Here is a 23237-nt window from a genome sequence, read left to right on the forward strand (position 1 = left end):
AGTAGATAAATAGGATGGTTAGCGCCAGGCGGTGCCGGTGTGCTCCGTTAGCAGCGCGGCAACCTTGACGCGGTTGATGTGATAACCGATGAACACCAGCTGCGAACGTCCGCTCGCGGGCCTGGCGGCATCGGCCTGCAGCGTCAGTCGCGCGCGTACGCCCTGCACCAGCACCGCGTTGTCCGTGTCGCGCAGGCGGATGTAGCCTTTGCTGCGCAGGATAGGCTCGGCCCGCGCCGCCTCGAGCAAAGCAGACTTGAGCTGCTGCGCATCCTGCGGCGCGTCGCTGCGCAGCACAAAGGAGAGCCAGCCCGGGTCCTGCTCGTGAAAATGCTTGTGGGTGGCCAGCCCGTGGCTATGCGCTCCCAGGCCGGAGTGCGCGTGGCCGTTCAGGCGGCTCTGCACCGCCAATAGCGTCGCTCCCGGTCCGGGCACCGTTGCCAGCGGCGTGAAGACATGCGTATGCTCGGTGCGGGTCGGCTGATGCAGCCGCAGGCCAAGCGCCAGACGGATGTCGAGCTGCGCGCGGTATGCCAGTTCCAGAAAGCGCACCTTGGGCGCGCGCTGGCGCACGCGGGTTTCGGCCCGCAGCAGCGCCGCCTCGTCAAACTCGTCGATCTTGTTCAGCACCACCACGTCGGCGTATTCGAGCTGCTGGTCGAACATGGTGGCGGCGGCGCTATCGGCGTCCCGTGGCCCGTGCTCGAACTGGCCGGACAGCAGCAGCGGCGTATCCACCACCGCCAGCGTCGCATCGAGGATGAAATCATCGGCCAGCTCTGGGCTTTGCAGCAGCTCCATCACCGCCGTCGGCAGCGCCAGGCCGGATGTCTCGATCAGCACGTGGTCGATCTGCGCCCGCCGCTGCGCGATCGCCCGCATGGCCGGCACGAACAGCACGTCGTCGCCGTACGCGATCAGCCCATGCGGAAAATCCTGGATGCAGACTTGAGGGTCGTCACCGGCGCCATCGCGCACCAGCGCGCCGTCCACCGAAATCTCGCCGAACTCGTTGATCAGCAGCGCCAGACGGCGCGTCTGGCGCCGCTCGACCAGGTCGCGCAGCAAAGTCGTCTTGCCGGCGCCGAGAAAGCCGGTGACGATGGTCACCGGTATCAACTGCTTTCCCGCTTGATTCATAACGCCTCGCACTCCCGCAGCACGCCGGCGATGTCGTCCACCACCGCCGGATATTCGACGCGCGGCCGCGCCACCACCAGCAGCGGAATGCCCAGCGCCTTTGCCGCCGCCACCTTGGCCTGGTAGCCGCCGGCGCCGCCGGAGTCCTTGGTCACCACGCAATCGATGCGCCAGTCGCGCCACAGCGCGGTATTGAATTCGGCGGAGAACGGCCCCTGCATCGCGCAGATGCGTTCGCGCGGAATGCCCAGCGCCAGCGCGCGTTCGATCAGCTCCGGCTCGGCGGTCTGGCGCACGAACCACTGCTTGTCGGCGGCGCCGGGCGTGGCCATGAACGTCGCCAGGTCCTTCGATCCGGTCGCCAGGAAAATACGCCCTCCCAGCTCGGCCGCGCGCGCGGCCGCCTGTTCCATCGACGCGCACAACTCACCGTCCTGCGGCTGGTATTCGCTCGGGCGCTCATAGCGCAGATAAGGGATGCCCAGCTCCTTCGACAATCCGATCAGCTGTTCCGACATGCCGCTGGCATAAGGATGGGTGGCGTCCAGCAGCAGGCGCGCGTGCTTATGCGTCAGTACGCGGCGGCGCGCCTCCACGCCTTGGCGGCCCGCCCACACGCTCACACCAGGACAATCCTGGCGCGCCATGTCGCCGCCATGGTCGCTGGCCGCCGACACCACCACATTTTTATCTTGTCCCCGCGCCAGCTGCGCGGCCAGCGCGTTGCCGTCGCTGGTGCCGGAGAATACCCACAGCGCATTGTCCGGAAGTTCGCCTTCCCGCGACGCCTCCGCCGCTTCCGGCTGCGCCCAGTCGTTGTAGCCGCGCGGGGTAAAGATCCGGCCCCGTTTGCGCATCGTGAAGCGGTTGCCGACCACGATCGTGGTCAGCATGTCGAACTGCAGCGACGGCAGCTCGTCGAGCCGGTGGATGGCGACCTCCTGGCCCGGACGGTAGGCGTTCTTGACCACGCCGCACAGCGTATGCGGCGCCTTCGACTCCAGCATCAGCTGCAACACGCGGTAGACGCCCTGCTGCCGGCTGGCGCTTTGCACGTTGTACATCACGCACGCCAGATCGGCCTGGGCGATATGACGGGCACGGTGTTCGATCCACTCCCATGGACAAAGCAGGTCGGAGAGGCTGAGCGTGGCGAAATCGTGCGACAGCGGAGAACCCAGCAACGATGCGCAGGCGTTCGCCGACGTAATCCCGGGCACCACGTTCACTTCATAGGTATCATCCTCGCGCATTTCCTCGAACGCCAGCGCCGCCATCGCGTAAATGCCGATGTCGCCGCTGGAGATCAGCGCCACTTTGGCGCCCGCGCGCGCGTGCTCGATCGCCAGCAGGGCGCGCTCGCGCTCCTGCGTCAGCGGCGGCGTGTGGATCTCCTTGCCCTCGATATGCGGCGCGATCCAGCGCAGATACAATTCATAAGCCACGATCACGTCGCTGTCGCGCAGCGCCGCAATGGCGCGCGGCACGATCAAGTCGTCGAAGCCCGGGCCCACCGACACCAAATTCAAAACACCACTCATCAGATTTCCATCCATTTATCCAGTACCACCGCGACGGCGACGCCGTCCAGACTCGTTTTCGGCACCAGCAGCGCTCCGCGCGCGCTGGCCACCAGCGCGCACGGTTCGCACACGCCATCCAATCCCACGTTTTGTCGCACCCAGTCGGACGGCTTGCCGACCCAGGGTCGCGCCGCCAGATCCGCCCGCGCGAACACCCGCAGCGGCAGATCGTAGCGGGCGCAGAATTCAAGCAGGCCGGGTTCCTCCGCCTTCAAATCGACGGTCGCCATTTCGCGCACGTCGGCGATGCCGTAGTCTCCGGCCGCCTTCAACGCCTGCGCCACCGCGGCCTCTATCCTGTCCGCCGCAACGCCCTTGCGGCAACCTATGCCCACCGTCAGCGGCTTGAGCGCCTCGGTGGCCGTGGTCACCACCGGCACCGCGCCGACCGCCCGCGCGGCGCGATAGGCCAGCGCGTTGGCGCCGCCCTCGTGCCCCGCCAGCAGCGCGACGGCAAAGCGCGCCGCCTCGTCCAGCACCACGACCGCCGGGTCGGTATGCTTGTCGGTGGGCAGGCCGTCGAGAAAACGCACCGCGATGCCACTTGCCGCCACCATGATCCATTGCGGATGCCGGCGATAGGCGGCCGCAAATTGCGCCTTCTGGCTAACGTCAGGCCGCAGCCATGGCTGGTATATCTCGCCACCCAAGCTTTTTTGCAGCGCCTTGGCCAGCGCCTCGCCCTCGGCGCGCACCAGCCAGATGCCCAATGCCGCCGTCACGCCGCGTCCTTCTTCTTCACCACCCGGAACAAGTGGGTGAAGTCCTTTGAATACAGGCTGGATTCGGCCGCGATGTTTTTATCCAGCGCCGCGCCGATCAGCATCATCGTGGTCAGGTTCCACGCCCCGCGCTTGGTATCCTGCAGCACCGTGCCCAGCGTGCCCTGATAGATCTTCTGATCCGGCCAGCTGGCGCGATAGACCAGGCTGACCGGCGTATCGAGCGGATAGTGCAGCGACAAATCGGCCACGATCTTCTTCAGGTGCGGGCCGGAGAGGAAAATACACATGGTGGCACGGTGCTCCGCCAGCCGCGCGATCGATTCCAGTTCCGGCACCGCCGATGCGCGGCCGGAGACGCGCGTCAAAATCACGCTCTGCGACACCTCCGGCTTGGTCAGCTCCGACTGGATCGCCGCCGCCGCCGCCGTGAACGACGACACACCGGGCACGATCTCATACTCGATACCCAGCGCCTCCAGGCGCCGCATCTGCTCCGCCGTGGCGCCATAGATCGCCGGATCGCCCGAGTGCAGCCGCACCACGTCGGTGTCGGCCGCCTGCGCGCGCACGTAGCAGGCCTGCTGCTGTTCCAGATCCAGTTCGGCGGTGTCGATCAATTCGGTGCCCGGCGCGCAGTGGTCCAGCATCCCGGTCGGCACAAGCGACCCCGCATACAGCACCATCTTGACGCTGCCCAGCAGGCGCGCGCCGCGCAGGGTGATCAAATCGGCCGCGCCGGGGCCGGCTCCCACAAAATAGACTTTCATGTCAACGTTCCTTTCGTGGCGAGCGGCGCACCAGCAAGGTGGCCAGATATCCCATCGCCTCGTCGGCCACCAGGTCGCCGACGCCCGAGGCCAGCAGCTCCCCCGGCAATCCGATGCGGCGCGCGAACGCGCAATGCTGGGCGATGTCCATCTCGCGCAGCAGATCGAGCACCCAGCCCAGGCGCGCGCCCACCTTCATCAGCACGACGATGTCGTGGCTTTCGATGTCGCGCCGCAGCTCCTCCGGCGTCTCGGGACACGGCAGTATCAGCACGCGCTCCTTGCCCTCGCCCAGCGGCCAGGCCAGCGCCGATGCCGCCGCCGCGTAGCTGGTCACGCCGGGAAAGGTGCGATGCGGCAGATCCGGAATGCGCTCGCGCAGCGCCGCCAGCACGTAGCCATAGGTCGAATAGGTCAGCGTGTCGCCGATAGTCAAATAGGCGACGTTGCGGCCGGCCCGCAATTCGGCGGCGATCATGTCCGCCAGCTGCGCATAATGCTCGCTCAGCACCGAACGGTCCGGGTCCATATTGAATTCGATCTCGCGCAGCTTGCCAGAGTCGGGCTCGAACCCGGTGCCGGCCAGGCATTGCAGCGCCACCGAATCGGCGGTTCCGCGCGCACGCGGGGCGTACACCAGATCCGCTTGACGCAACGCCTCCAGCGCCGCCAGCGGCAGGTAGCCCGCCGGACCGGGTCCTACGCCGATGCCCCATAAGGTGCCGACGCCGCTCATGCCCGTTCCCCAAGCAGATTGCCTGCCAGGTCGAACAGACGCACCTCCAGCCGCTTCACCGACGGCACGCGCGCGTGCGCCAGTTCGCCGATGCGGCGCTCAATCTCGCGCCAAAATGCCGGCGCACCGGGTTCCCGCTTTAATCTTTCCATTGCCGCTTCCACTGTGTTTGCTGTTTCAATATCGATCACTACTTGCGGGGCGTAGCCCCATTGCGCGGCCACCCGCGCCACGCCGCCCATGGCCATATTGCTCTTGCTCGAATGGGTATCCCAGGCGCCGTCCAGCACCTTGGCCAGCTTGCCGGGATGGCCGGCCAGCCACAACACATCCAGCGTGCGGCCGTCCTCGACCAGCACCGATTGCGTGAAATCGAGCGCGTCGCCGAGAAAATTCGCGATCTGCACGGTGCGCTGCTCCGGCAATCCCAGCGTGTCGCGCGCATACTCCCGGCCTATCTTGCCCGGCAGGTAGGCCACGCATTGCTGGCCACCCGCCAACGCCACCCTGACATACACCTCGATCGAGGCGATCCAGGTCGACAGCGACATCGGCTCCACGATCCCTGACGTACCCAGGATCGAGATGCCGCCGACGATGCCCAGCCGCGGATTGAAGGTCTTTTTGGCGATGATCTCGCCCTCCTCGCAGCCGACGGTCAGGTCGAAGCCGGCATCGGCCGGTTCGGCCATCGCATCGGCCAGCACTTCCGCCACCGCCTGCCGCATCATCGCGCGCGGCACCGGGTTGATGGCCGGCTCGCCGACCGCCACCCGTAAGCCGGGCGCGGTGGCGATGCCCACACCCCGTCCGGCGAAGAACCGCACCTCGCCGGCGGCGTTGCGGCGCACCTCGGCGAAAATGGTGGCGCCGTGGGTGTTGTCCGGATCGTCGCCACCGTCCTTGAGCACCTCGGCGCGCACCGCCCGCGCGTCGATCCACTCGACAAGCTGTATCGGCACCGTCAAGAAATGCACGCCGTCGGGCAGGCTGATATCGACCTGCGCATCACGCTCGCCGTGCAGCAGCAGCTTCAGCGCCGCCTTGACGGCCGCAGTGGCGCAGCTTCCCGTTGTGCGTCCGCGCCGCAGACCGTTCAAGGCCGGCACGCTCAGGTCGAACGGCTGGCGTTCAGCCAGCGTCGGATCCAGCGTCATATCCGGCGAGCTGGTTGAGCCCATCGATCATCAAGCCGTTGACGACGCTGGCGGCCCACGGCGAACCGCCGCGCGTGCCGCTGTTGGTAATGCGCGGCACCTGCAGGCAGCGCCGCAGCGCGTCCTTGCTCTCGCGCGTGCCGACAAAGCCGACCGGCAGCGCGATCACCAATTGGGGACGCCAGCCATGGTCGCGGATCAGCCGCACCGCCTCGAAGATCGCCGTCGGCGCGTCGCCGATGGCCACCACCACGTCGTTACCGAACTTCTGCCAGCCGCGCCGTATGCCGGCGGCCGAGCGCGTGATGCCGTATTGTTCGGCCATCAGATGCGTCTCGCGGTCATGCACGCCGCACCAGGTGTCGATACCCAACTCCTCGAGCAGCGCGCGTTTCAGGCCGGTCTGCACCATCGTCACGTCGGTCAGCACGCGCTTGCAGCGCAACAGCGCGCGGATGCCGCTGTCGACCGCGCCCGGCGAAAAATAGATATCGTCGACGGCGTCGAAGTCGCCGCTGGTGTGCACCAGCCGTTGCAGCACCGTCAGCTGATCCGGCGGAAACGCCGACCAGTCACGCCCGGCGGCGATGATGCGGAAGCTCTCCGCCTCGATAGGATGCGGTTCGTAAGGCTTGTAGACCGGTGCCGCGCCGATGACAGGGTCGCCATCCGTGCGTGCCTGCAGTCCGCGCACGGCGAGATGGTGCGCGCGCTGCGGTTCGCCCACCTGCTGCTCGAAACCGACGATCTGCACGCGGTATTTGCACAGCGAGCAGTTCATCGCCGCCCTGCCGGCAACCGCCTCGCGCGCGCGGGCTATCATCACATCGGCAACCAGGGGATGGACGCCGAAGTAGCCGGCCTTCAGCACCTCCAGCCCCGGTTCGCGCTCACGCAGATCGTCCGCCGCCGCGTAGATACGCTTTACCAGCACGCCGTCGAACAGGAAGAACGGCAGCACCACGATGCGCGCATAGCCTAGCCGCGCCGCGCTGCGCAGTCCATCGGCGACCAGTGGCTGCGCCGTACCCGAGTAACACACGAAGGCGCCGCCGAAGCCCATGCCTTCCTCCAGCATGCGCGCCAGCTTTGCCACTTCGCCGTTGGCGTCCGGGTCGGTCGTGCCGCGCCCCACCACCACCAGGCAGGTATCGGAACGCCTGACCGTCTGCGGCGACGTCGCCTCGGCGGCGACGATACGCTCCTGCGCCAACTGCAGCAGCTTGGGATCAAGGCTCATCGGCGCGCCGAAATGAAAATCGATCTCCGGATAGTCGCGCGCCACCGCTTGCATCTCTGCCGGCATGTCGTTCTTGGCATGTCGCGCGGCCAGCAGTACGCCCGGCACCACCGCCACTTGGCGCGCGCCGGCGGCCAGGTTGTCCGCCACCGCCTCGGCGATGGTCGGGCTGGCGAATTCCAGGTAGCCATGGCTGACCGCGTCCTCCGGCGCGCGCTCGCGCACCAGCTCCACCAGCGCCTCGAACTCGCGCACCGCGTCCGGGTCGCGGCTGCCGTGGCCGGCGATCACGATGCCGAATTTTTCGCTTGCCGTCATTTCAGCGGCGCCGCTTCGATCTGGCTGTCCATCGGCGCCAGCGTGCGGATCAGCATGATGCTCATGTCGGAGCATTGATGGCTCGCGCATTCGGCCAGCGTTCCATGCCATTCGGCCTCGCCCCGGGTCAGGTTTTCCCACACCTCGGTCGGATGCGACGGCGGGATGCCCTGCTCGATCAGGTAGGCGGCGATATGCCACGGCATGAACGAGCGCGCCGCGTCCCACGGGCACGGTATGACGATGGCGTTGCGCTGGTCCTGCAGCACGTGCACCAGATGGCGCTTGAACGGTTCCAGGTCGCCACGGCGGTGGAAGGTGATAAATGTGGTCTCGTCGAAGCAGACTTTCGCGCGCGAGGCCAGAATCTGCGCCGACGATATGCCGGGCAGCGATTCGACAGGATGACCGCAAGCGCGCTCCACCCGCTCCAGATACTGGAAGCCGCTGAAATGGATGTCGCCCATGAAGACCACCACGCAACGCTTGCCGGCATGGTGGTCCAGCGCCACCTTGTCCAGCTGTTCGACCTGGTCGCGGTAACCCATGCTGACCACTTTCGCGGTTTCCGGTATCAGCGCGCGCACCACATTGAGCACGGCCTCGAAACCGGCGACGACGTCCGCCTCGCGTATCAACTGCGCGCCGCGTTGCGTCAAATAGCCGATGTCTCCCGGCCCCGCACCTATACAAATGATCATGCCAACTACTCCTAAGTTATTTCTTTATGCGCCGGCCAGCCGGGCGCGCACGGTCAGCACCAGGTTATCGGCCGACAGGTCCTCCAGCGTCAGGCATTCGGCTTCCAGCTCGCGCGCCAGCGTGGCGGCGCGGCCAAGCCGGGTGTAGCCGCTCTCGGTGTCGATCACCAGTGTGGGCACGCGCAATTCCGCCACCAATTGCGCCAGTTCCAGCGATTCGCGCCAGGGGTCGCCGACGTCGACCACCGATACGTTGGCTTTCCCGTCCGTCATCAGTACCAACAGAGGCGGTTTGCCGTTGCCGGCGGCTTTGGCGTCTTCCAATACCCCCATCGCCATCACCAGGGCGTGCGGCAAAGGCGTACGGCCGCCGGTCGGCAGCTCCCGCAGGCTTTTCTCGGCCAGTTCCACGCTGCGGGTGGGCGCCAGCAGCAACTGCGCTTCCTGTCCACGGAAAGCCACCACCGCCACTTCGTCGCGCTGCTGGTAGGCGTCCGTCAGCAAACTCAGGACCGCGCCCTTGAGTGCTTCCATGCGCCGCTGCGCCGCCATCGAACCGGAGGCGTCGACCACGAACACAATCAGGTTGCCGCTGGTGCCGGCCTTGACTTGCTGATGCAGGTCCGCACGCACCACCTTCATATTCGCGGGGTCGCGCAGCGCGGCGCTGCGCAGCGTGGCGCCGATGGCGATGCTGGTCGGCTGTTCGTTCGGCACCGCGCGCAGCATGCGCCCGCGCGGCGTGTTCTTCGCCGCGTTGCGGCTGCCGCCGTCCTGCGCCGCCGCGACGGCGGCCTGCACTTCGATGCGCGGCGCGGCGCCATTCCCGGCGGCGGCGAATACCTGTTCATCCCCCGTCTGGCCGGGTTGATTATCGTCCCGCGCTTCGGCATCCTGCTCGCCGGGCGCCTGCTCCGACGGCTGCTGCCCGGGGGCTGGCTGCGGCAGCAGGTCGTCCAGACGCTGCTGATCGAGCCCCGGCTGCTCGAACGGCTTGCGCCGGCGCCGATGCGGCAATACCAGTTCAGCCGCGCCGCGTATATCCCGCAAGTCCACCCGCGTCCGGCCTTCCAGCGCGGCGAGCGCGCGCGCGGTCTTATGCATGACGATGTCCGCGCGCAGGCTGGCCACCTCGAACTCGCAGCACAGGTGGCTGATCAAATCCAGCATGGCGTCGTCCAGTTCCACCGCCGGCAGCAGGCGCTGGGCGGTCGCCAGCTGGCTTTGCAGCGCATCCTGTTCCCCGCGCCATTGCATGACGTAGGCGGCCGGATCAGCTTCGAAGGCGATACGACGGCGCACCACCTCCGACCGTTCGGTCTTCTCGCGTGGCGCCGTCACCTCGACCATCAAGCCGAAACGGTCCAGCAATTGCGGCCGCAGGTCGCCCTCTTCCAGGTTCATGGTCCCCACCAGCGTGAAGCGCGCGGGATGGCGGATCGACAGCCCGTCGCGCTGTACACTGTTGACGCCCATGGCCGCCACGTCCAACAGCACATCGACCAGATGGTCGGCCAGCAGATTGACTTCGTCGATATACAGCAGGCCGCGATGCGCCGACGCCAGCAAGCCGGGTTGAAACGCCCGTTGGCCGCCCTGCAGCGCGCGCGATATATCGAGGCTGCCGAGCACCCGGTCCTCCGTCGCGCCCAACGGCAGCGTGACGAAAGGGACGGCGGATAATTCAGCCGCCCGCTCGCCGCAAACGTCGCAATGCTCGCACTTCGCCCCGGGAGCGCAATTGAACGCGCAGCCGGGCACGCGCTCGATCGCCGGCAAAACATCGGCCAGCGCGCGCGCCGCCGTGCTCTTGGCCGTGCCTTTATCGCCCCGTATCAAAACACCACCGATGCTCGGATCGACCGCGCACAGCATCAAAGCCTTGCGCAACGTCGATTGGCCGACGATAGCAGTAAAAGGGAAATTCATATTACTCATCTTAGCCATGGCGCGGGGTCTCGCCGCGCTCCTCAAGTAGTTCTTCGCTGCGCAGATACAGTTCGCGCAATTGTTCCAGCGTTTCCGGGCGAGGCTCTGCCCACATGCCCCGGGTAGCCGCCTCCAGCAACCGTTCCGCGATGGCGTTCTGCGCCCACGGATTGGCATCCTGCAGAAATTGCCGCATCGCCGGATCGAACGCATAGGATTGCGCCACATCCTCGTACATCCAATCGTCCATGACCTGCGCGGTGGCGTCGTAGCCGAACAGGTAATCGACGGTGGCGGTCAGCTCCAGGCCACCCTTGTAGCCGTGCCGCTGTATGCTGGCCAACCACTTGGGATTGACCACGCGCGAACGGAACACGCGCAAGGTCTCCTCCTTCAGGTCGCGCACCTGGGCGCGCGACGGATCGTGGCTGTCGCCGAAGTAGTGGCGCGGCTGCTGGCCGCTCAGCGCGCGGATGGTGGCGATCATCCCACCGTGGAACTGCAGGTAGTCGTCGCTGTCGAAGATATCGTGTTCGCGGTTGTCCTGGTTGTGCAACGCGATCTGCACGCCGCTCAAGCGCATGCGGAAGGCGTCGCGCTGGTCCGCGCCCTGCATGCCGCGCGCGTAGGCGTAGCCGCCCCAGTTGACGTAAGCCTCGGCGAAATCGGCGTCGGCCTCCCAGTTGCGGTGCTGGATCAGCGGCAGCACGCCGGCGCCGTAGGCACCCGGCTTGGCGCCGAAGATGCGATAGCCGGCGCGACGCGCCGCCTCATCCTGCTCAATTCCCTGCCCCAGCCAGTCCGCCAGCTCGGCGAGGTAGTGCTTGCGCACGAAGTTGTGCGTCAGCGGCTCGTCAAGACCAATGACCTGGTTGACGGCGTCGTCGATCAGATCGATCAGCTGCGGGAAGGCGTCGCGGAAAAAGCCGCTGATGCGGGTGGTGACGTCGATACGCGGGCGTTTCAGTTCGTCCAGCGGGATGATCTCGACACCGCAGACCTGCCGGCTTTCCGCCCGCCAGACCGGCCGCACGCCCAGCAGCGCCAGGATCTGCGCCACGTCGTCGCCGTGGGTGCGCATCGCGCTGGTGCCCCAGATGCTGATGGCGACACTCTCGGGGTAATCGCCGCTCTCGCGCTGATAACGCTCCATTACCTCGCGCGCCAGCTGCTGGCCGACGCGCCAGGCCGACTGCGACGGCACGCTGCGCGGGTCAACCGAATAGAAATTGCGGCCGGTCGGCAGGATCTGCGCCATACCGCGCGTCGGCGATCCACTCGGGCCGGCCGGCACGTAGCGGCCCGACAGGCCGTTGAGGAGATTGTCGATTTCGTCGGTCGCCCGCGTCAGGTTCGGCACCAGTTCGCGGCAGGCGAAACCGAGGATGCGACGGATGGCGTCAAACCGCGCGGGACCTGTCGCGGCGGCGCTGGGCGCCGGCTGCGGTCGCGGCTCGGCCGCTTTGGCGCGCGGCTTGCCCATCTGCGACAGCACATTGGCTTTCACACGCAACGCCGGTTGCAGCAGCGGCGTGGCGGCGGCCGCCGCATCGAGCGCGCCGAATACGCGATCGATAACCGCATCGATACCCTCAGGATCGTAGCCCTCGGCGCCCAACCCGGCATACAAACGCCGGCACAGGATATCCACGGCGTCGAGCGCGTTCGCGCGCGAGACGACCGGACGCTCCGCCAGCCGGGCCAGCGCCGGCACGACATTGAGCCTGCGGGTCTGCTGGTCCAGCAACATGTCCATGGTCAGGCCGAACAGCCGCGCCACCTCCGACTGCAGACCCGGGACGTCCAGGTTTGGCAGCCGCGTGAGCGACACCAGCATATCCGGCATCTGTTCGTCGTCCGGACAGCGGCCCAGTATGTGCAAGCCATCGCGAATCTGGGCCGAACCCAGTTCGCAGAGATAACCATCCAGGTCTTCGATCAGGTGGGCGACATCCGAGCCGCCCATGGCTGCCAGCGCCGCCGGCAAGCCGTCGCCATGGTCATGATCGTGATCGTGATCATGATCGTGATGATGATGCGCATGACCGTGGCCGTGGTCATGATCGTGGTCGTGATCATGGTGCAGTAAGCGCATCTGCAAATCGGCGTTCAGGTTGGTCTGCTTGACCAATTCCCATATCTGCTGTTGCAGCAACGGCAGCTTGGCCGGGTCCAGCACTTCGACCTGATAATATTCATCGACCAGTTGCGTCAATTGGGCCAGCGCGCCGTAGGTATCGGCGGTGGTCATCGGCGGCGTCAGGTGGTCGACAACGACCGCATGGCCGCGCCGCTTCGCCTGCGAGCCTTCGCCCGGATCGTTGATGATGAACGGATAAAACAGCGGCACGTCGCCCAGCAGCGCGTCCGGGAAGCACTCCTCGGACAAGCCGACGCCCTTCCCCGGCAGCCACTCCATCGTGCCATGCTTACCGACGTGGACGATGGCGTCGGCGCGCCACTCGTCGCGCAGCCAGCGATACAGCGCGTAGTAGTGATGCGTCGGCGGCAGGTCCGGCTGGTGATAGATCGCATCCGGGTCCATGCCGTAGCCGCGCGGCGGCTGCAGCGCGACGAACACATTACCCATCTCGATCCCCGCCAGCGACAGGTGGCCGTCGTGCACATAGGCCTCGCCCGGCGCCGCGCCCCATTGCGTGGTCATCTTCTCCTGCAGCGACGCCGGCAGCTGCGCGAACCATTGCGCGTACTGCGCGGCCGGCACCCGGCCCGCCGCGTTGCGCAGCTGCTCGGCGGTCACGTAGATGTTGTCGTACGAGCAGCGCCCGATCAAATCGTGGATCAACGCCGTGCCGTCGCCGGCCGGCTGGCCCGCGTCGTAGCCGTCCGCGCGCATCGCCTCCAGAATCCGGATCAGCGACGCCGGCGCGTCCAGCCCGACCGCATTGCCGATCTGCGAAGCCTTGCTGCTCGAATTGGTGAACATGAAGGCGACCCGCTTTTGCGCGTTCGGCAGGCGCTTCAAACGCGCGAAACGTGCGGCGATGCCGGCGATGCGCGCCACGCGGTCCGGCAGCGGGTCGTACTCGACGGCCTCGCTGGGCAGGCCGGCGGCACGCGCCTTGAACGATAGCGGCACCGTGATGATGCGGCCATCGAATTCCGGCAACACCACGTTCATCGCCGTATCGAGCGGATTGAGGCCGCGCGCCGACTGGCTCCATTGTTCCAGCGTCATGCCGCTGGTGATCGCCTGCAGCACCGGCACGTCCAGCGCCTCCAGCACGCCGACCGACCAGCCGGCCGGTGTCGGACCGCCCGGCGTGATCTCGCCCATCGCGAAGGAAGTGGTATTAATCAGCACATCGACCCGCGCCCCCGAAGCGTCGGCGACGTGGCGCAGCGCGCTGGGCAGGCCACCCTCGTCGCCCGCGCCCGCGCGCAACGACGACGTGAACACCGGCAGCACGTTCATGCCACGCGCCTCCAGCGCGGTCAGCAAGGCGTCGATGAAGCGCGTGTTCCCGCTCATCCAGTGCGCGCGGTAAAACACGATGCCCACGCTCGGGCGCCCCGGATCGCACAGCGCCAGCCAGTCGGCCAGTCCGGCGCCGGGCGCCAGGTCGGGATGATAAATGCCGTGCTCCGGCAACGCGTGCGCGGGCTCGAAGCCGAAGCCGGTCAGCAGCAGGTGGTCGGACAGGTAGCGCAGCAGCTGCGCGAGATTGGTGCTGCCCCCGGCCTGGAAATACTTCAGCGTCATCTGCAGCACGTCGGCCGATACCGCCGACACGGCGGCCAGCTCGGGATCCGGCTCGCCGGTGCCGCTGACGACGATCAGATGCCTGCCCTGGCGGCGCGCGTGCTCCACCAAGTCCGTAAATCCCGGGACGCCGCCAAGACGGCCCAGCACCCGCACGATGATCACCCGCGCCGAGCGCAGCTCGCGCTCCAGCAGCGCCATCATCGACGTCTCGGCGTCCAGCGATTGCAGATTGACGCCCGCCACCGCGCCGAAGCCGGCCGGCAGTTGCGACCGCGCCTGGTGCAGCACCGTCAGGTCGTTGGACGCATGCGTCAGCAGTGCGATATGCGCCGGTCCGGCTGTCGTTTCAGTCATCTTTGGGTTCCGGTGCGCAGGTATCGCCTTCTCCAAGGCGATGGAATATCAGGTCGCCGACTTCGCGACCGCCGATCAAATGCTCGTTGACGATGCGTTCCGCATTGGCCTCGTCCACCCGCTGGTACCACACGCCTTCCGGATAGACCACCATGACCGGCCCTTCGTAACGGCACGCCACCATGCAGTGCGTGCGGGTGCGCTTGACGGCAAGCTCCGGCCGGGCGTCGATCATTTCGCCCATGCGCTCGAACACGGCCTGCGCGCGCCCCTCCTCCGGGGCGCAGCGCGGGCCGACGCACATGAATACGTGACGCTGGTGGGTTCTCATCGATCGGCGTACCGCTGATGGAAAAATCCGCTCAAGCAGCCCAGCGCCAGCCAGAACACGCCATTGGCGAGCGCGGTAGCGTAGACAAAGGAGCGTTGCAGCTGTTCCGGCGCGAGACTGGCATGGACCAGCGGCTGCGGCGCGCCGACCAGATGCGGCACCACCAGCAGCGCGACGGCCGCCAGCTTCAGCGCCCAGTGGCGGCCGAACGCCAGCATCGCCAGCGCCGTGGCGGTCGACATCGCGGTCGCGATCCACCAGCCCTGGCGGGCGGCCAGCGGCGCGGCGGCGGTGCCGGGCAGCTCCGGCGGCAAACCGATCGACGGCGCCAGGAAGAAGACGACGTAACCGGCGGCGCCCCACAGCAGGCCCGATCGCCAGTCGACGGGGCGGCCGCGCAAACCGATGGCGGCGGCCAGCAGCAGGCCGTAGCCCACCGCCATGCTGACGTCCGCCAGCGCGGTGTAGAAGGTGCGCTCGGCGCCGTCCTCCGGCTGCCAGCCGCCATGTTCATGGGGCGTTTCATGATCCGAATCGTGTGTCGACGCGTGCTCGGCTTCGTGCGTATGCCTTTCGCCGTCGGCATGCGTATGCACCACCGGCGCGGCCTGCGCCGACGATTCCAGCACCTCGGCCTGGGCGATGATGCCGGTGACCTGCAAGTGCTGCACGCCGGTCAGCAGCAAACCTGCCAGCAGGCCCGCCGCCGCCGCGGTGCGCACCATGCGATTGAACGTGCCGGCGCCCGCGCCAGCCCCGGTGCGGCTTAATGACACGGGAAACCGGCCGAGTGGCGGCTGTCGTGGGCGGCGTTGTGCAGCGCTTCCATCGAGGCGAAGCCGGCGCCGAACAGCAGCACCGCGCCCAGGCCGGCCGCCATCAGCGCCGGAATCAGCTTGTCTTTGAGTGCGACGGGACGGGCATGGGCATCGGCCTGGCCGGCGTAATGAGGGGTGGCGGACATATTGGTTTCTCCGGAAAACAGCGGCGACCAGGGGGTCGGAAAGCTTGTATCGGGAGATGAACCAGGTGGGAGACAAATGCGGCGCCAGGGAAGAACCGGAACGAAGATGCGCGGATCAAGCCTTGGCAGTTCTCCACCCGCATCGCCCTCCGCGACACAAACGTGTTTACCGCTACTGGCTGGTTTCCGGGCTGGCGAGTGGGCATCCACGCGGGACACTCCTGGATTTGCGCCTTCCCATGCGTACGCACAGTGGCATCGTGCAAATCCTTTACCTCGCTTACCGTTGCGGGGGCAGCGCCGGCATGGCCATCCCTGTGGACGACGCACCGGCTTCCCATTTAAATCTGCAAACGATCATTTGCAGATACCAGAAGCTGACTACCGGCGCAGTATAGGTCTGTGACTGCGGAATTGCAAGACGATCATACTATCGCGCGCCGGCCCTCGCCCGCGTCAGCCATCCACCGGATGCGCGGGCGTGTCCAGCATCAGCTGATAAAACGCCAGGTCCAGCCAGCGGCCGAACTTGAAGGCGGCGTGACGAATAGTGCCGGCGTGCACGAACCCTAGTTGCTCGTGCAACGCGATGCTGGCGGCGTTGGCGGCGTCGATGCCGCCGACCAGGATATGCAGATCGGCCTGCCGCGCGGCGTCGATCGCGGCGTTCAACAAGGCACGCCCCAGCCCCTTGCCGCGCTGGTCGCCGCGCACGTAGATCGAATGCTCGACCGAGTACTTATTGGCCGGAAAGCCGCGAAACGCCCCGTAGCTGGCAAAACCCAGCAATTCGCCGGCCTCGTCCTCCAGTCCGATGACCGGATAGCCGCCCGCACGCTTGGTGGCGAACCAGCCCTTCATCGTTTCCATGGTGCGCGGATGGTACTCGTAGAGCGCGGTCGAGTTGGCGATCGCGTCGTTGAAGATGGCGAGGATGGCTGGCGCGTGGCGCTCTTCCGTACAGTTGACGAGTTGCATCGGGTCTCCAAAATATAGGCTTTGATTGAGGCTGCTCAACATGATAGACGATAAATCTCAAACCGTTCAACGGCCACCCCCGCCGCCGAAACATTTTCGTACAGAAAATAAAAACAAAGGGATAAACTGGCTGACGAATGCATTTTCCTTGTTGTAACATTACGAAAGGGGTAGGCGCCTCCATCAAGAATAAAACATAGCGAGGTAGCATTGAACATGAATTTAGCTAATGCGCCGTCCATCCGCTCCAGGCTGATCTGGCTGGTGGTGGCGTGCATCGTTCCCGCGTCGCTGATGGTGGTGAAAATGATCGCCGCCGACTACGAGCTCGCGCGCGCCGCCTTCATCCGCAGCGCGATGACGACCGCCCACGCCAACGCCATGGCGATCGACAAGGAATTTGCCGTCATCGAATCGACGCTCAAGGTGCTGGCCACCTCCCCCAGCCTGCTCGGCGAAGACCTCAAGCCGTTCCACGAGCAGGCCCGCGCCATCTGCGCCAACCAGGACATCTTCAACATCGTCCTCGAGGATGGCACCGGGCAGCAGCTGATCAACACCTTCAAGCCCTACGGCGCGCCGCTGCCGAGCAGCAGCATCGACCGCCTGTTGACGTACATGCAGAACAACGACAGCACCGCAATTTCACAGGTGTCGTTGGGGCAGCTGTCCAAGCGCTACATCGTCGCGGTGGCCGTGCCGGTCACCCGCATGGCCAGCGGCTTCCACGCCTTGAGCGCGGTGGTGACGGTGGAGCGCTTCGGCACCATCCTGCAACAGCAGCAGTATCCCGAGCACTGGATCGCCACCATCCTGGACAACAAGGGCACGGTGGTCGCGCGCACCAGCGACATGCAGCGCTACGTTGGCCAGCAAGCGATCCCCGAGGTGCTGGAGCGGCTGCAGGAGCAGTCCGAAGGCGTGTTCGAGACCAAGACGCTGGACGGCAAGCCTATCCTGGCCGTGCTAGCCAGGGCCGCCAATTCGCAGTGGACGGTGGCGATCGGCATTCCGCTGGAGGTGCTCAACACCCAGCTGCTGACCAAGCTGTGGACGCTGGTGCTGTCGACCATCATCCTGTTCGGCGCCGGCCTGCTGTTCGCCTGGTTGATCGGCAACCGCATCAGCCGCTCGATCCGCGACCTGGTGGCGCCGGCGCTGGCGCTCGGCGCGGGCGACAGCATCGAGCCGGCCACCTACGGCCTGCGCGAAGCGAACGAAGTGGGCCAGGCGCTGGTCAAGGCGTCGCGGATGCACGCGCTGGCCAAGCACCAGGCCACGCACGATCCGCTGACCGGCCTGGCCAACCGCGCCATGTTCACCGAGTTCCTGGGGCACCAGCTCAATCTCAGCCAGCGCAACCGCGAGTCGATGGCGGTGCTGTATCTGGATCTGGACAACTTCAAATTCATCAACGACACCTACGGCCATGGCGCCGGCGACGATCTGCTCAAGGAAGCGGCCGCCCGCCTGCGCTCGGAACTGCGCAAGTCGGACATGGCGGCAAGGCTGGGCGGCGACGAATTCGCCGTGGTGCTGGTCGCCAGCGGCGAGGACGATGCCGCCGGCGTGGTCGAAAAACTGGCGCTGCGCCTGGCCGTGCCCTATCAGATCGACGGCCACGAGCTGTACTCCGCCGCCAGCATTGGCGTCGCCGTGTACCCGCAATCGGCCACCACCGCCGACGACCTGATCGCGTTCGCCGACGACGCCATGTACAAGTGCAAGGCGGAGCGCCGCAAAACGCGCGCCGCCACGATCGACTAAACGACGATCGACTACGCCACGATCGACTACACCACGATCGACTACGCCGCCCGGCTTAATTGCGGCCGGCGTCCTCCACATACACCTCGTCGCCGCAGCCGGACGCGCGCGTCGGCGCCGGCGCGGCCTTGCCCACCAGTTGCGCCAGGTCGCCGTCGGTGTTCAATTCGAGCGGCAGCGACAAGCGGATCTCCTGCAGATATTTACGCTGGGCGCACACCAGCGTGATGCTGCCGGCCACCTGGGCGCCGTAGCGGGTCTTGACACGGTCGAAGAAGTCGTTGACGCGGAACGACTTGCCCACGCTGCCCAGCACGATCTTGCCCACTTCCGAATCGTTCACCACCCGCACCGCCGACACGGCCTTGAGGAAATACTCGTCCGGCGGCAGCGACTGGCATTTGCCATGCTTGTTCCACTCGTAGGCGCCGAAGGTGCGCTCGTAGTAGAAGTTCGGCATCCACGGCGCCAGCTTGTCGATGGTGTCCTGCTTCAGCGAGAACTGCTCTCCCTTGCAGCTACCGTAATTGGTGCCGCATTCCTTCTTGTTCGGCCACAGGCCGTGCAGGTTCAGGTTCTTGGCCTGCAGCGTGCCGCCGTTCATGGCGTCGCATTCGGGCTTCTTGCCGTTGTATTTGGCGTGCTCGCAGAAGCCGGGCTGCCAGGTGACCGCCAGCAGATAGCTATCCTCCGTGTTGGCGACGTTGCAGGTGCCGCCGCCGGCATTATCGCGGCCCCGCTGCGCCTTGCTGAGCCGCTCGCCCAGCTCCGGCGTGCCGCAGTCCTTGCGCACCCAGCGCAGCGATGGCTGCGCGCCCGGCACCTCCACCCTGATCCAGTCGTAGTCGACCTTGTTGATCTCGCGGACCGTGTATTCGGTGCCGGGCACGATCTTTTGCGCGCCCGGGTTGTTCTGTTTGGCGAACGACGTAAACGCTTCGCAGCTCTTGGTGGCGGTGAAGCTGCCGCTGGCCGATTCGCTGGCGCTGCAACCGAACGCGGTAAAAACCAGCAATAAAGCGGCTGCGGTGACGGGGTAACGCGGCATGAGGGGCTCCTGAGTGATGAAATGCCAATATATTAACGGACTTTGTTGATAAAAGGCATGTGTAAACGGCGGTGTCAACGAAACGGCCGACATGTAAATTTACACACCCCGTGCGGCCGCCCGGCTCGCCGTCCCGCATGTTTGCTCGCCCCCGGCACTGGCACATGAATTGCTCAAGAGGCTATACACATCGTCAACGGATTGAACCGGGCCCAACCAGGAAAGCACGCATCGTGATCAGCGCCGCCATCAACCATATCGCCCTGCACTTGAACCAGTACCTGCGCCAGGCGCACCAACTGGGCGACGACATCGTCGTGGTGTCCAACCTGCTGTCGCAGGACGGCGCGCTGGCGCGCGACACGGCCAACAAGGTGATCGTCTGCCTGGTCAACATCGAGAAGGACACGCTGCCGCAGCAGGCCCCGCCGGCGGCCTCGGGCAACGGCCGGGTCGGCGTCTACGGCCGCCCGTTGTTCCTCAATCTGGAGATCGTCGTCGCAGCCAATTTCGGCGACAAGAACTATTCCGAGGCGCTGGCCTTCATCTCCAGCGCCATCGGTTTTTTCCATCACACGCCGGTGTTCGACCACCAGCTCACGCCCGACCTCGACGACCGCATTGAAAAACTGCTGCTCGACATGGAGAACCTCACCCACCACGAGCTGAGCAACCTGTGGACCATGTTGAGCGGGCGCTATCTGCCGTCGGTGCTCTACAAGATGCGCATGATCAGCTACGGCGACGGCGCGCTGATCGGCCAGGCGCCGGTCGTCAGCCGTCCGCACACCAGCGTCGGAGCGTGAGCCGTGAGCGCCTACGCCACGCTGCTGCACATTTGCGCCCGCCATGCCTTCTTCGGCGAGCAGGCCGTCAGCCGCTTCCGCTTCGAACCGTCGCCCGCCAGCGCCGCCATGCTGGCGCGGCTCGACATCCTCACCCTGGCCAGCGCCGAGGGCTTGACGCTGGTCTGCACCGAGCCCACCCGGGCCGCGCTGCAAGCCGGCGCCGAGCCGGCGCTGGAGCTGGAATTCCTGGCCTGGAGCACCGGCACCAGTTTTTCGCAGGTGACCGCGCCCGAGGCGCCGGCGCCCGACGCGCGCCTGTTCTTCCACAGCGCCGGCGCGGTGCGCGAGGAGACCGGCAACTGGCGCCTGCACGCCGCCGCCCAGGCGGACGCCTCGGCCTGGAGCCGGACCGTGATTCCCAACCGCGCCGCCGCGCTGGCGCACGCCGGCCTGGGCACGCTCGCGCCGGCCTTTCATCTGGTGCTGGCGGCGCCGGCGATCGCCGCCGCGCTGGCCGGCCGGGCCACGCCGCGCTTCCTGGTGCGCTTCGGCGCCCGCCGCACCCGCTGGAAATACTACCTGCTGACGGACGTCCCGCGCAGCGGCGCGGCCCCCGCCGATCCGGACGGGCCGCACCCCGCCATCGTCGACCTCGACGGCGAGCTCAGTTTCGCGCCGCGCGGCTACACCGAGCTGCCGGGGCGGCAGGTGGCGCTGACCTTCATCAGCGACCAGGCGATCGAAATGCGCCAGCACCCGGCGCAGCGCCTGCAGCTGCGCGAGCGCGCGGGGCCGGCCGCGCAGGACCAACGAATTCTCATCAAGCGACTGCCGAACGCAAGTGTGGCCGCCGTCGGGAGGGAAGTGGCAGCAGGCAGTAACGCAGCGGGCGGAGAAACCGTGCTTGTTTCGGAAATCTATATCCGCTGATGAATCAACCCACGCATCGATCACCTTAAAAGGACACAAGATGGCGCAATACAAAACCCCCGGGGTCTATATCGTTGAAAAAAACGCTTTCCCCAACTCGGTCGTCGAAGTGGCCACCGCCGTGCCCGCTTTCATCGGCCATACCGAAACCGCCAGCTACAAGGGCGCTTCGCTGGACCACAAGCCATGGCGCATCACCTCGATGGCCGAATACGAGGCCTGCTTCGGCGGCGCCCCCCGCCCCGTCTTCACCATCTCGGCGGCGCAGCCCAACGACCAGACCGACTTCCGGGCGGTCGCCCTGCCCGCCGCCGACGCCCCCGAGCCGTCGGCCGAGGCCAAGGCCGCCGCCGAAGCCAGGACCGCCCTGGCGAGCGCCCGCGCGGCGCTGATCGACGCCACCGCCGAGCAGTCCGAGGCGGCCGAGGCGGCCTACACGGAGGCGCTGACGGCCGCCACCACGGCGGCCACCGCCGCCGGTGCGCCCTTGAGCGCCGACGAGGCGCTCGACGCCAAGGCCGTCATCGCCCTGCCCGCCGCCGACGCCAAGCGCAAACGCGCCGCCGCCGACGCCGCCAAGGCGGCGATGGACAGCGAGCAGGACCCGGACGCCAAAAAGACCAAGACGGCGGCCCACGACGCCGCCGAGACGGCGGCGGTCGCGGCCGAGAAAAAGGCCGCCACGGCCGCCGCCGAAGCGGCCCGGGCCACCAGCGCGGCGCGCATCAAGGAGGAACGCCAGCGCGCGCGCGCCGACTACCACGTCGAACTGCGCCCGGGCACGCACATGCTGTACAACAGCATGAAGCTGTTCTTCCAGAACGGCGGCGGCGCCTGCTACATCGTGTCGGTGGGCAACTACACCACCCCCGCCGACAAGGACGTGCTGGCCGCCGGCATCGAGACTTTGCTCAAGGAGCAGGAACCGACGATGCTGGTGATCCCGGAGGCGGTGCTGCTGCCGGCGGCCGACTGCTACAGCCTGCAGCAACAGATGCTGCTGCACTGCGGCATCAAAATGAAGAGCCGTTTCGCGCTGCTCGACATCCACGAAGGCTTCCGCGAGCTGCAGGACCAGCCGGTCAACCACTTCCGCGACGCCGTCACCAGCACCGTGCTGGCCTTCGGCGCCGCCTACTACCCGTGGGTCCACACCACCATCGTCGGCCTCAACGAGCTCAACTTCAGCCACCTCGATCCCGACCCGGCCCAGCGCAAACTGCTGATCGATCTGCTGGCCAACGAACTGGCGCCGGTGCTCAATCCCGACGGCGCCAACGCCAGCGCCGAGCTGAAGAAAAAGAACGTGCGCGACTTGCTCGACCGCCTGGGCGCCGTCTGGGCCGACGACGACGCCGTCAAACAGAAGATCGCCGAGGACCACAACGCCATCGCCGCCCTGAGCAAGCTGTACGGCGAAGTAATGTTGTCGATGCAGCGCAAGGTCAACCTGCTGCCGCCGAGCGCCGCCATGGCCGGCCTGTACACGATGATCGACAACACCCGTGGCGTGTGGAAGGCCCCGGCCAACGTCGGCCTGATGTCGGTCAGCGCGCCGGCCGTCAACATCACCCACGACGACCAGGAAGACCTCAACGTCAGCACCACCGGCAAGTCGATCAACGCCATCCGCAGCTTCATCGGCGAGGGCACCTTGGTGTGGGGCGCGCGCACGCTCGACGGCAACAGCCTGGACTGGCGCTACGTCAACGTGCGCCGCACCATGATCATGCTCGAGGAATCGCTGCGCCTAGCCTGCAAGGCCTATGTGTTCGAGCCCAACGTGGCCAACACCTGGGTCACGATCAAGAGCATGGCGCGCAACTTCCTGACCGGCATCTGGAAGCGCGGCGGCCTGGCCGGCGCCTCGCCGGACGACGCCTTCAGCGTCGCCGTCGGCCTCGACGAGACCATGACGGCCGACGACATCCTCGAAGGCATCCTGCGGGTGACCATCCTGGTGGCCATCAGCCGCCCGGCCGAGTTCATCGAGATCACCTTCCAGCAGCAAATGCAGAAATCTTGACAACCACCACCGCGGCAACGCGGTCCCT

Annotated in this window: 19 protein-coding genes and 1 riboswitch; of the genes, 4 read left to right on the plus strand and 15 right to left on the minus strand. The window is 66.5% G+C overall.

The window, feature by feature from the left end:
- Window positions 1–18: 18 nt before the first annotated feature.
- The 14 genes from JOD97_RS03600 to JOD97_RS03665 all read right to left on the minus strand — a co-directional run bounded on the left by JOD97_RS03600 (window position 19) and on the right by JOD97_RS03665 (window position 16650).
- On the minus strand, window positions 19–1140 hold the full coding sequence (locus JOD97_RS03600) for a GTP-binding protein (protein ID WP_209713356.1): 1122 nt from the start codon (window positions 1138–1140) through the stop codon (window positions 19–21).
- Window positions 1137–2681 carry a precorrin-3B C(17)-methyltransferase gene (gene cobJ, locus JOD97_RS03605; RefSeq protein WP_209713358.1) on the minus strand — a complete coding sequence of 515 codons (1545 nt, stop codon included), beginning with the start codon at window positions 2679–2681 and terminating at the stop codon, window positions 1137–1139. The genes JOD97_RS03600 and cobJ overlap by 4 nt, the downstream gene beginning before the upstream one ends.
- The gene (locus JOD97_RS03610; protein WP_209713360.1) at window positions 2681–3445 is read right to left on the minus strand and encodes a cobalamin biosynthesis protein; all 765 of its coding nucleotides are present in this window, start codon (window positions 3443–3445) and stop codon (window positions 2681–2683) included. Before JOD97_RS03610 ends, cobJ begins: the two co-directional genes overlap by 1 nt.
- The gene (gene cobM / locus JOD97_RS03615; RefSeq protein ID WP_209713362.1) at window positions 3442–4215 is read right to left on the minus strand and encodes a precorrin-4 C(11)-methyltransferase; all 774 of its coding nucleotides are present in this window, start codon (window positions 4213–4215) and stop codon (window positions 3442–3444) included. The genes JOD97_RS03610 and cobM overlap by 4 nt, the downstream gene beginning before the upstream one ends.
- Before the next feature lies 1 nt (window position 4216).
- Window positions 4217–4951 (minus strand): precorrin-2 C(20)-methyltransferase, encoded by a 735-nt coding sequence (gene cobI, locus JOD97_RS03620; protein ID WP_209713364.1) that lies wholly within the window; start codon window positions 4949–4951, stop codon window positions 4217–4219.
- Window positions 4948–6132: a cobalt-precorrin-5B (C(1))-methyltransferase CbiD gene (cbiD, locus tag JOD97_RS03625; protein ID WP_229264170.1), complete on the minus strand. Its 1185-nt coding sequence runs from the start codon at window positions 6130–6132 to the stop codon at window positions 4948–4950. Before cbiD ends, cobI begins: the two co-directional genes overlap by 4 nt.
- Complete coding sequence (locus JOD97_RS03630; RefSeq protein WP_209713366.1) at window positions 6083–7666, minus strand: precorrin-8X methylmutase; 1584 nt, start codon at window positions 7664–7666, stop codon at window positions 6083–6085. Before JOD97_RS03630 ends, cbiD begins: the two co-directional genes overlap by 50 nt.
- Window positions 7663–8367 carry a cobalt-precorrin-7 (C(5))-methyltransferase gene (locus JOD97_RS03635; RefSeq protein ID WP_209713368.1) on the minus strand — a complete coding sequence of 235 codons (705 nt, stop codon included), beginning with the start codon at window positions 8365–8367 and terminating at the stop codon, window positions 7663–7665. Before JOD97_RS03635 ends, JOD97_RS03630 begins: the two co-directional genes overlap by 4 nt.
- Window positions 8368–8391: 24 nt before the next feature.
- Window positions 8392–10296, minus strand: coding sequence for a putative cobaltochelatase (locus tag JOD97_RS03640; protein WP_373999777.1), 1905 nt, complete (start codon window positions 10294–10296; stop codon window positions 8392–8394).
- Between the two features lie 10 nt (window positions 10297–10306).
- Window positions 10307–14377, minus strand: coding sequence for a cobaltochelatase subunit CobN (locus tag JOD97_RS03645; RefSeq protein WP_209713372.1), 4071 nt, complete (start codon window positions 14375–14377; stop codon window positions 10307–10309).
- Window positions 14370–14708 carry a ferredoxin gene (locus JOD97_RS03650; RefSeq protein ID WP_209713374.1) on the minus strand — a complete coding sequence of 113 codons (339 nt, stop codon included), beginning with the start codon at window positions 14706–14708 and terminating at the stop codon, window positions 14370–14372. Before JOD97_RS03650 ends, JOD97_RS03645 begins: the two co-directional genes overlap by 8 nt.
- On the minus strand, window positions 14705–15433 hold the full coding sequence (locus JOD97_RS03655; protein ID WP_209713376.1) for a CbtA family protein: 729 nt from the start codon (window positions 15431–15433) through the stop codon (window positions 14705–14707). The genes JOD97_RS03650 and JOD97_RS03655 overlap by 4 nt, the downstream gene beginning before the upstream one ends.
- A 41-nt stretch (window positions 15434–15474) precedes the next feature.
- Window positions 15475–15672, minus strand: coding sequence for a CbtB domain-containing protein (locus tag JOD97_RS03660; RefSeq protein ID WP_209713378.1), 198 nt, complete (start codon window positions 15670–15672; stop codon window positions 15475–15477).
- Between the two features lie 159 nt (window positions 15673–15831).
- A riboswitch (cobalamin riboswitch) is annotated at window positions 15832–16062 on the minus strand.
- Window positions 16063–16128: 66 nt separating this feature from the next.
- Complete coding sequence (locus JOD97_RS03665; protein WP_209713380.1) at window positions 16129–16650, minus strand: GNAT family N-acetyltransferase; 522 nt, start codon at window positions 16648–16650, stop codon at window positions 16129–16131.
- 216 nt (window positions 16651–16866) lie between these two features.
- Between JOD97_RS03665 and JOD97_RS03670 the strand changes: the two genes are divergently transcribed.
- Window positions 16867–18417: a sensor domain-containing diguanylate cyclase gene (locus JOD97_RS03670; protein WP_209713382.1), complete on the plus strand. Its 1551-nt coding sequence runs from the start codon at window positions 16867–16869 to the stop codon at window positions 18415–18417.
- A gap of 55 nt (window positions 18418–18472) precedes the next feature.
- On the opposite strand, the gene JOD97_RS03675 is transcribed toward JOD97_RS03670, so the two are convergent.
- Entirely contained in the window at window positions 18473–19465 is a 993-nt protein-coding gene (locus tag JOD97_RS03675; protein ID WP_209713385.1) for a ribonuclease I, read from the minus strand.
- 233 nt (window positions 19466–19698) lie between these two features.
- Between JOD97_RS03675 and JOD97_RS03680 the strand changes: the two genes are divergently transcribed.
- From JOD97_RS03680 to JOD97_RS03690, 3 genes are read left to right on the plus strand one after another with little or no spacing between them, the layout of a single operon-like run.
- Complete coding sequence (locus JOD97_RS03680; protein WP_209713387.1) at window positions 19699–20271, plus strand: DUF4255 domain-containing protein; 573 nt, start codon at window positions 19699–19701, stop codon at window positions 20269–20271.
- 3 nt (window positions 20272–20274) lie between these two features.
- A complete protein-coding gene (locus tag JOD97_RS03685) occupies window positions 20275–21183 on the plus strand; it encodes a hypothetical protein (RefSeq protein ID WP_209713389.1) in 909 nt (302 codons plus the stop codon).
- Window positions 21184–21223: 40 nt separating this feature from the next.
- Window positions 21224–23209, plus strand: coding sequence for a phage tail sheath C-terminal domain-containing protein (locus tag JOD97_RS03690; RefSeq protein ID WP_209713391.1), 1986 nt, complete (start codon window positions 21224–21226; stop codon window positions 23207–23209).
- Window positions 23210–23237: the final 28 nt, after the last annotated feature.

Source organism: Duganella sp. 1411 (genome assembly GCF_017833525.1).
Classification (GTDB): Bacteria; Pseudomonadota; Gammaproteobacteria; order Burkholderiales; family Burkholderiaceae_D; genus Rugamonas.

Excerpts from the sequence above, each read along its gene's own strand:
- JOD97_RS03600 (WP_209713356.1), bottom strand. The coding sequence starts at position 1,140 with ATGAATCAAGCGGGAAAGCAGTTGATACCGGTGACCATCGTCACCGGC.
- cobJ (WP_209713358.1), bottom strand. The coding sequence starts at position 2,681 with ATGAGTGGTGTTTTGAATTTGGTGTCGGTGGGCCCGGGCTTCGACGAC.
- cobM (WP_209713362.1), bottom strand. The coding sequence starts at position 4,215 with ATGAAAGTCTATTTTGTGGGAGCCGGCCCCGGCGCGGCCGATTTGATC.
- cobI (WP_209713364.1), bottom strand. The coding sequence starts at position 4,951 with ATGAGCGGCGTCGGCACCTTATGGGGCATCGGCGTAGGACCCGGTCCG.
- cbiD (WP_229264170.1), bottom strand. The coding sequence starts at position 6,132 with ATGGGCTCAACCAGCTCGCCGGATATGACGCTGGATCCGACGCTGGCT.
- JOD97_RS03630 (WP_209713366.1), bottom strand. The coding sequence starts at position 7,666 with ATGACGGCAAGCGAAAAATTCGGCATCGTGATCGCCGGCCACGGCAGC.
- JOD97_RS03635 (WP_209713368.1), bottom strand. The coding sequence starts at position 8,367 with ATGATCATTTGTATAGGTGCGGGGCCGGGAGACATCGGCTATTTGACG.
- JOD97_RS03640 (WP_373999777.1), bottom strand. The coding sequence starts at position 10,296 with ATGAATTTCCCTTTTACTGCTATCGTCGGCCAATCGACGTTGCGCAAG.
- JOD97_RS03645 (WP_209713372.1), bottom strand. The coding sequence starts at position 14,377 with ATGACTGAAACGACAGCCGGACCGGCGCATATCGCACTGCTGACGCAT.
- JOD97_RS03650 (WP_209713374.1), bottom strand. The coding sequence starts at position 14,708 with ATGAGAACCCACCAGCGTCACGTATTCATGTGCGTCGGCCCGCGCTGC.
- JOD97_RS03655 (WP_209713376.1), bottom strand. The coding sequence starts at position 15,433 with ATGGTGCGCACCGCGGCGGCGGCGGGCCTGCTGGCAGGTTTGCTGCTG.
- JOD97_RS03660 (WP_209713378.1), bottom strand. The coding sequence starts at position 15,672 with ATGTCCGCCACCCCTCATTACGCCGGCCAGGCCGATGCCCATGCCCGT.
- JOD97_RS03665 (WP_209713380.1), bottom strand. The coding sequence starts at position 16,650 with ATGCAACTCGTCAACTGTACGGAAGAGCGCCACGCGCCAGCCATCCTC.
- JOD97_RS03670 (WP_209713382.1), top strand. The coding sequence starts at position 16,867 with ATGAATTTAGCTAATGCGCCGTCCATCCGCTCCAGGCTGATCTGGCTG.
- JOD97_RS03675 (WP_209713385.1), bottom strand. The coding sequence starts at position 19,465 with ATGCCGCGTTACCCCGTCACCGCAGCCGCTTTATTGCTGGTTTTTACC.
- JOD97_RS03690 (WP_209713391.1), top strand. The coding sequence starts at position 21,224 with ATGGCGCAATACAAAACCCCCGGGGTCTATATCGTTGAAAAAAACGCT.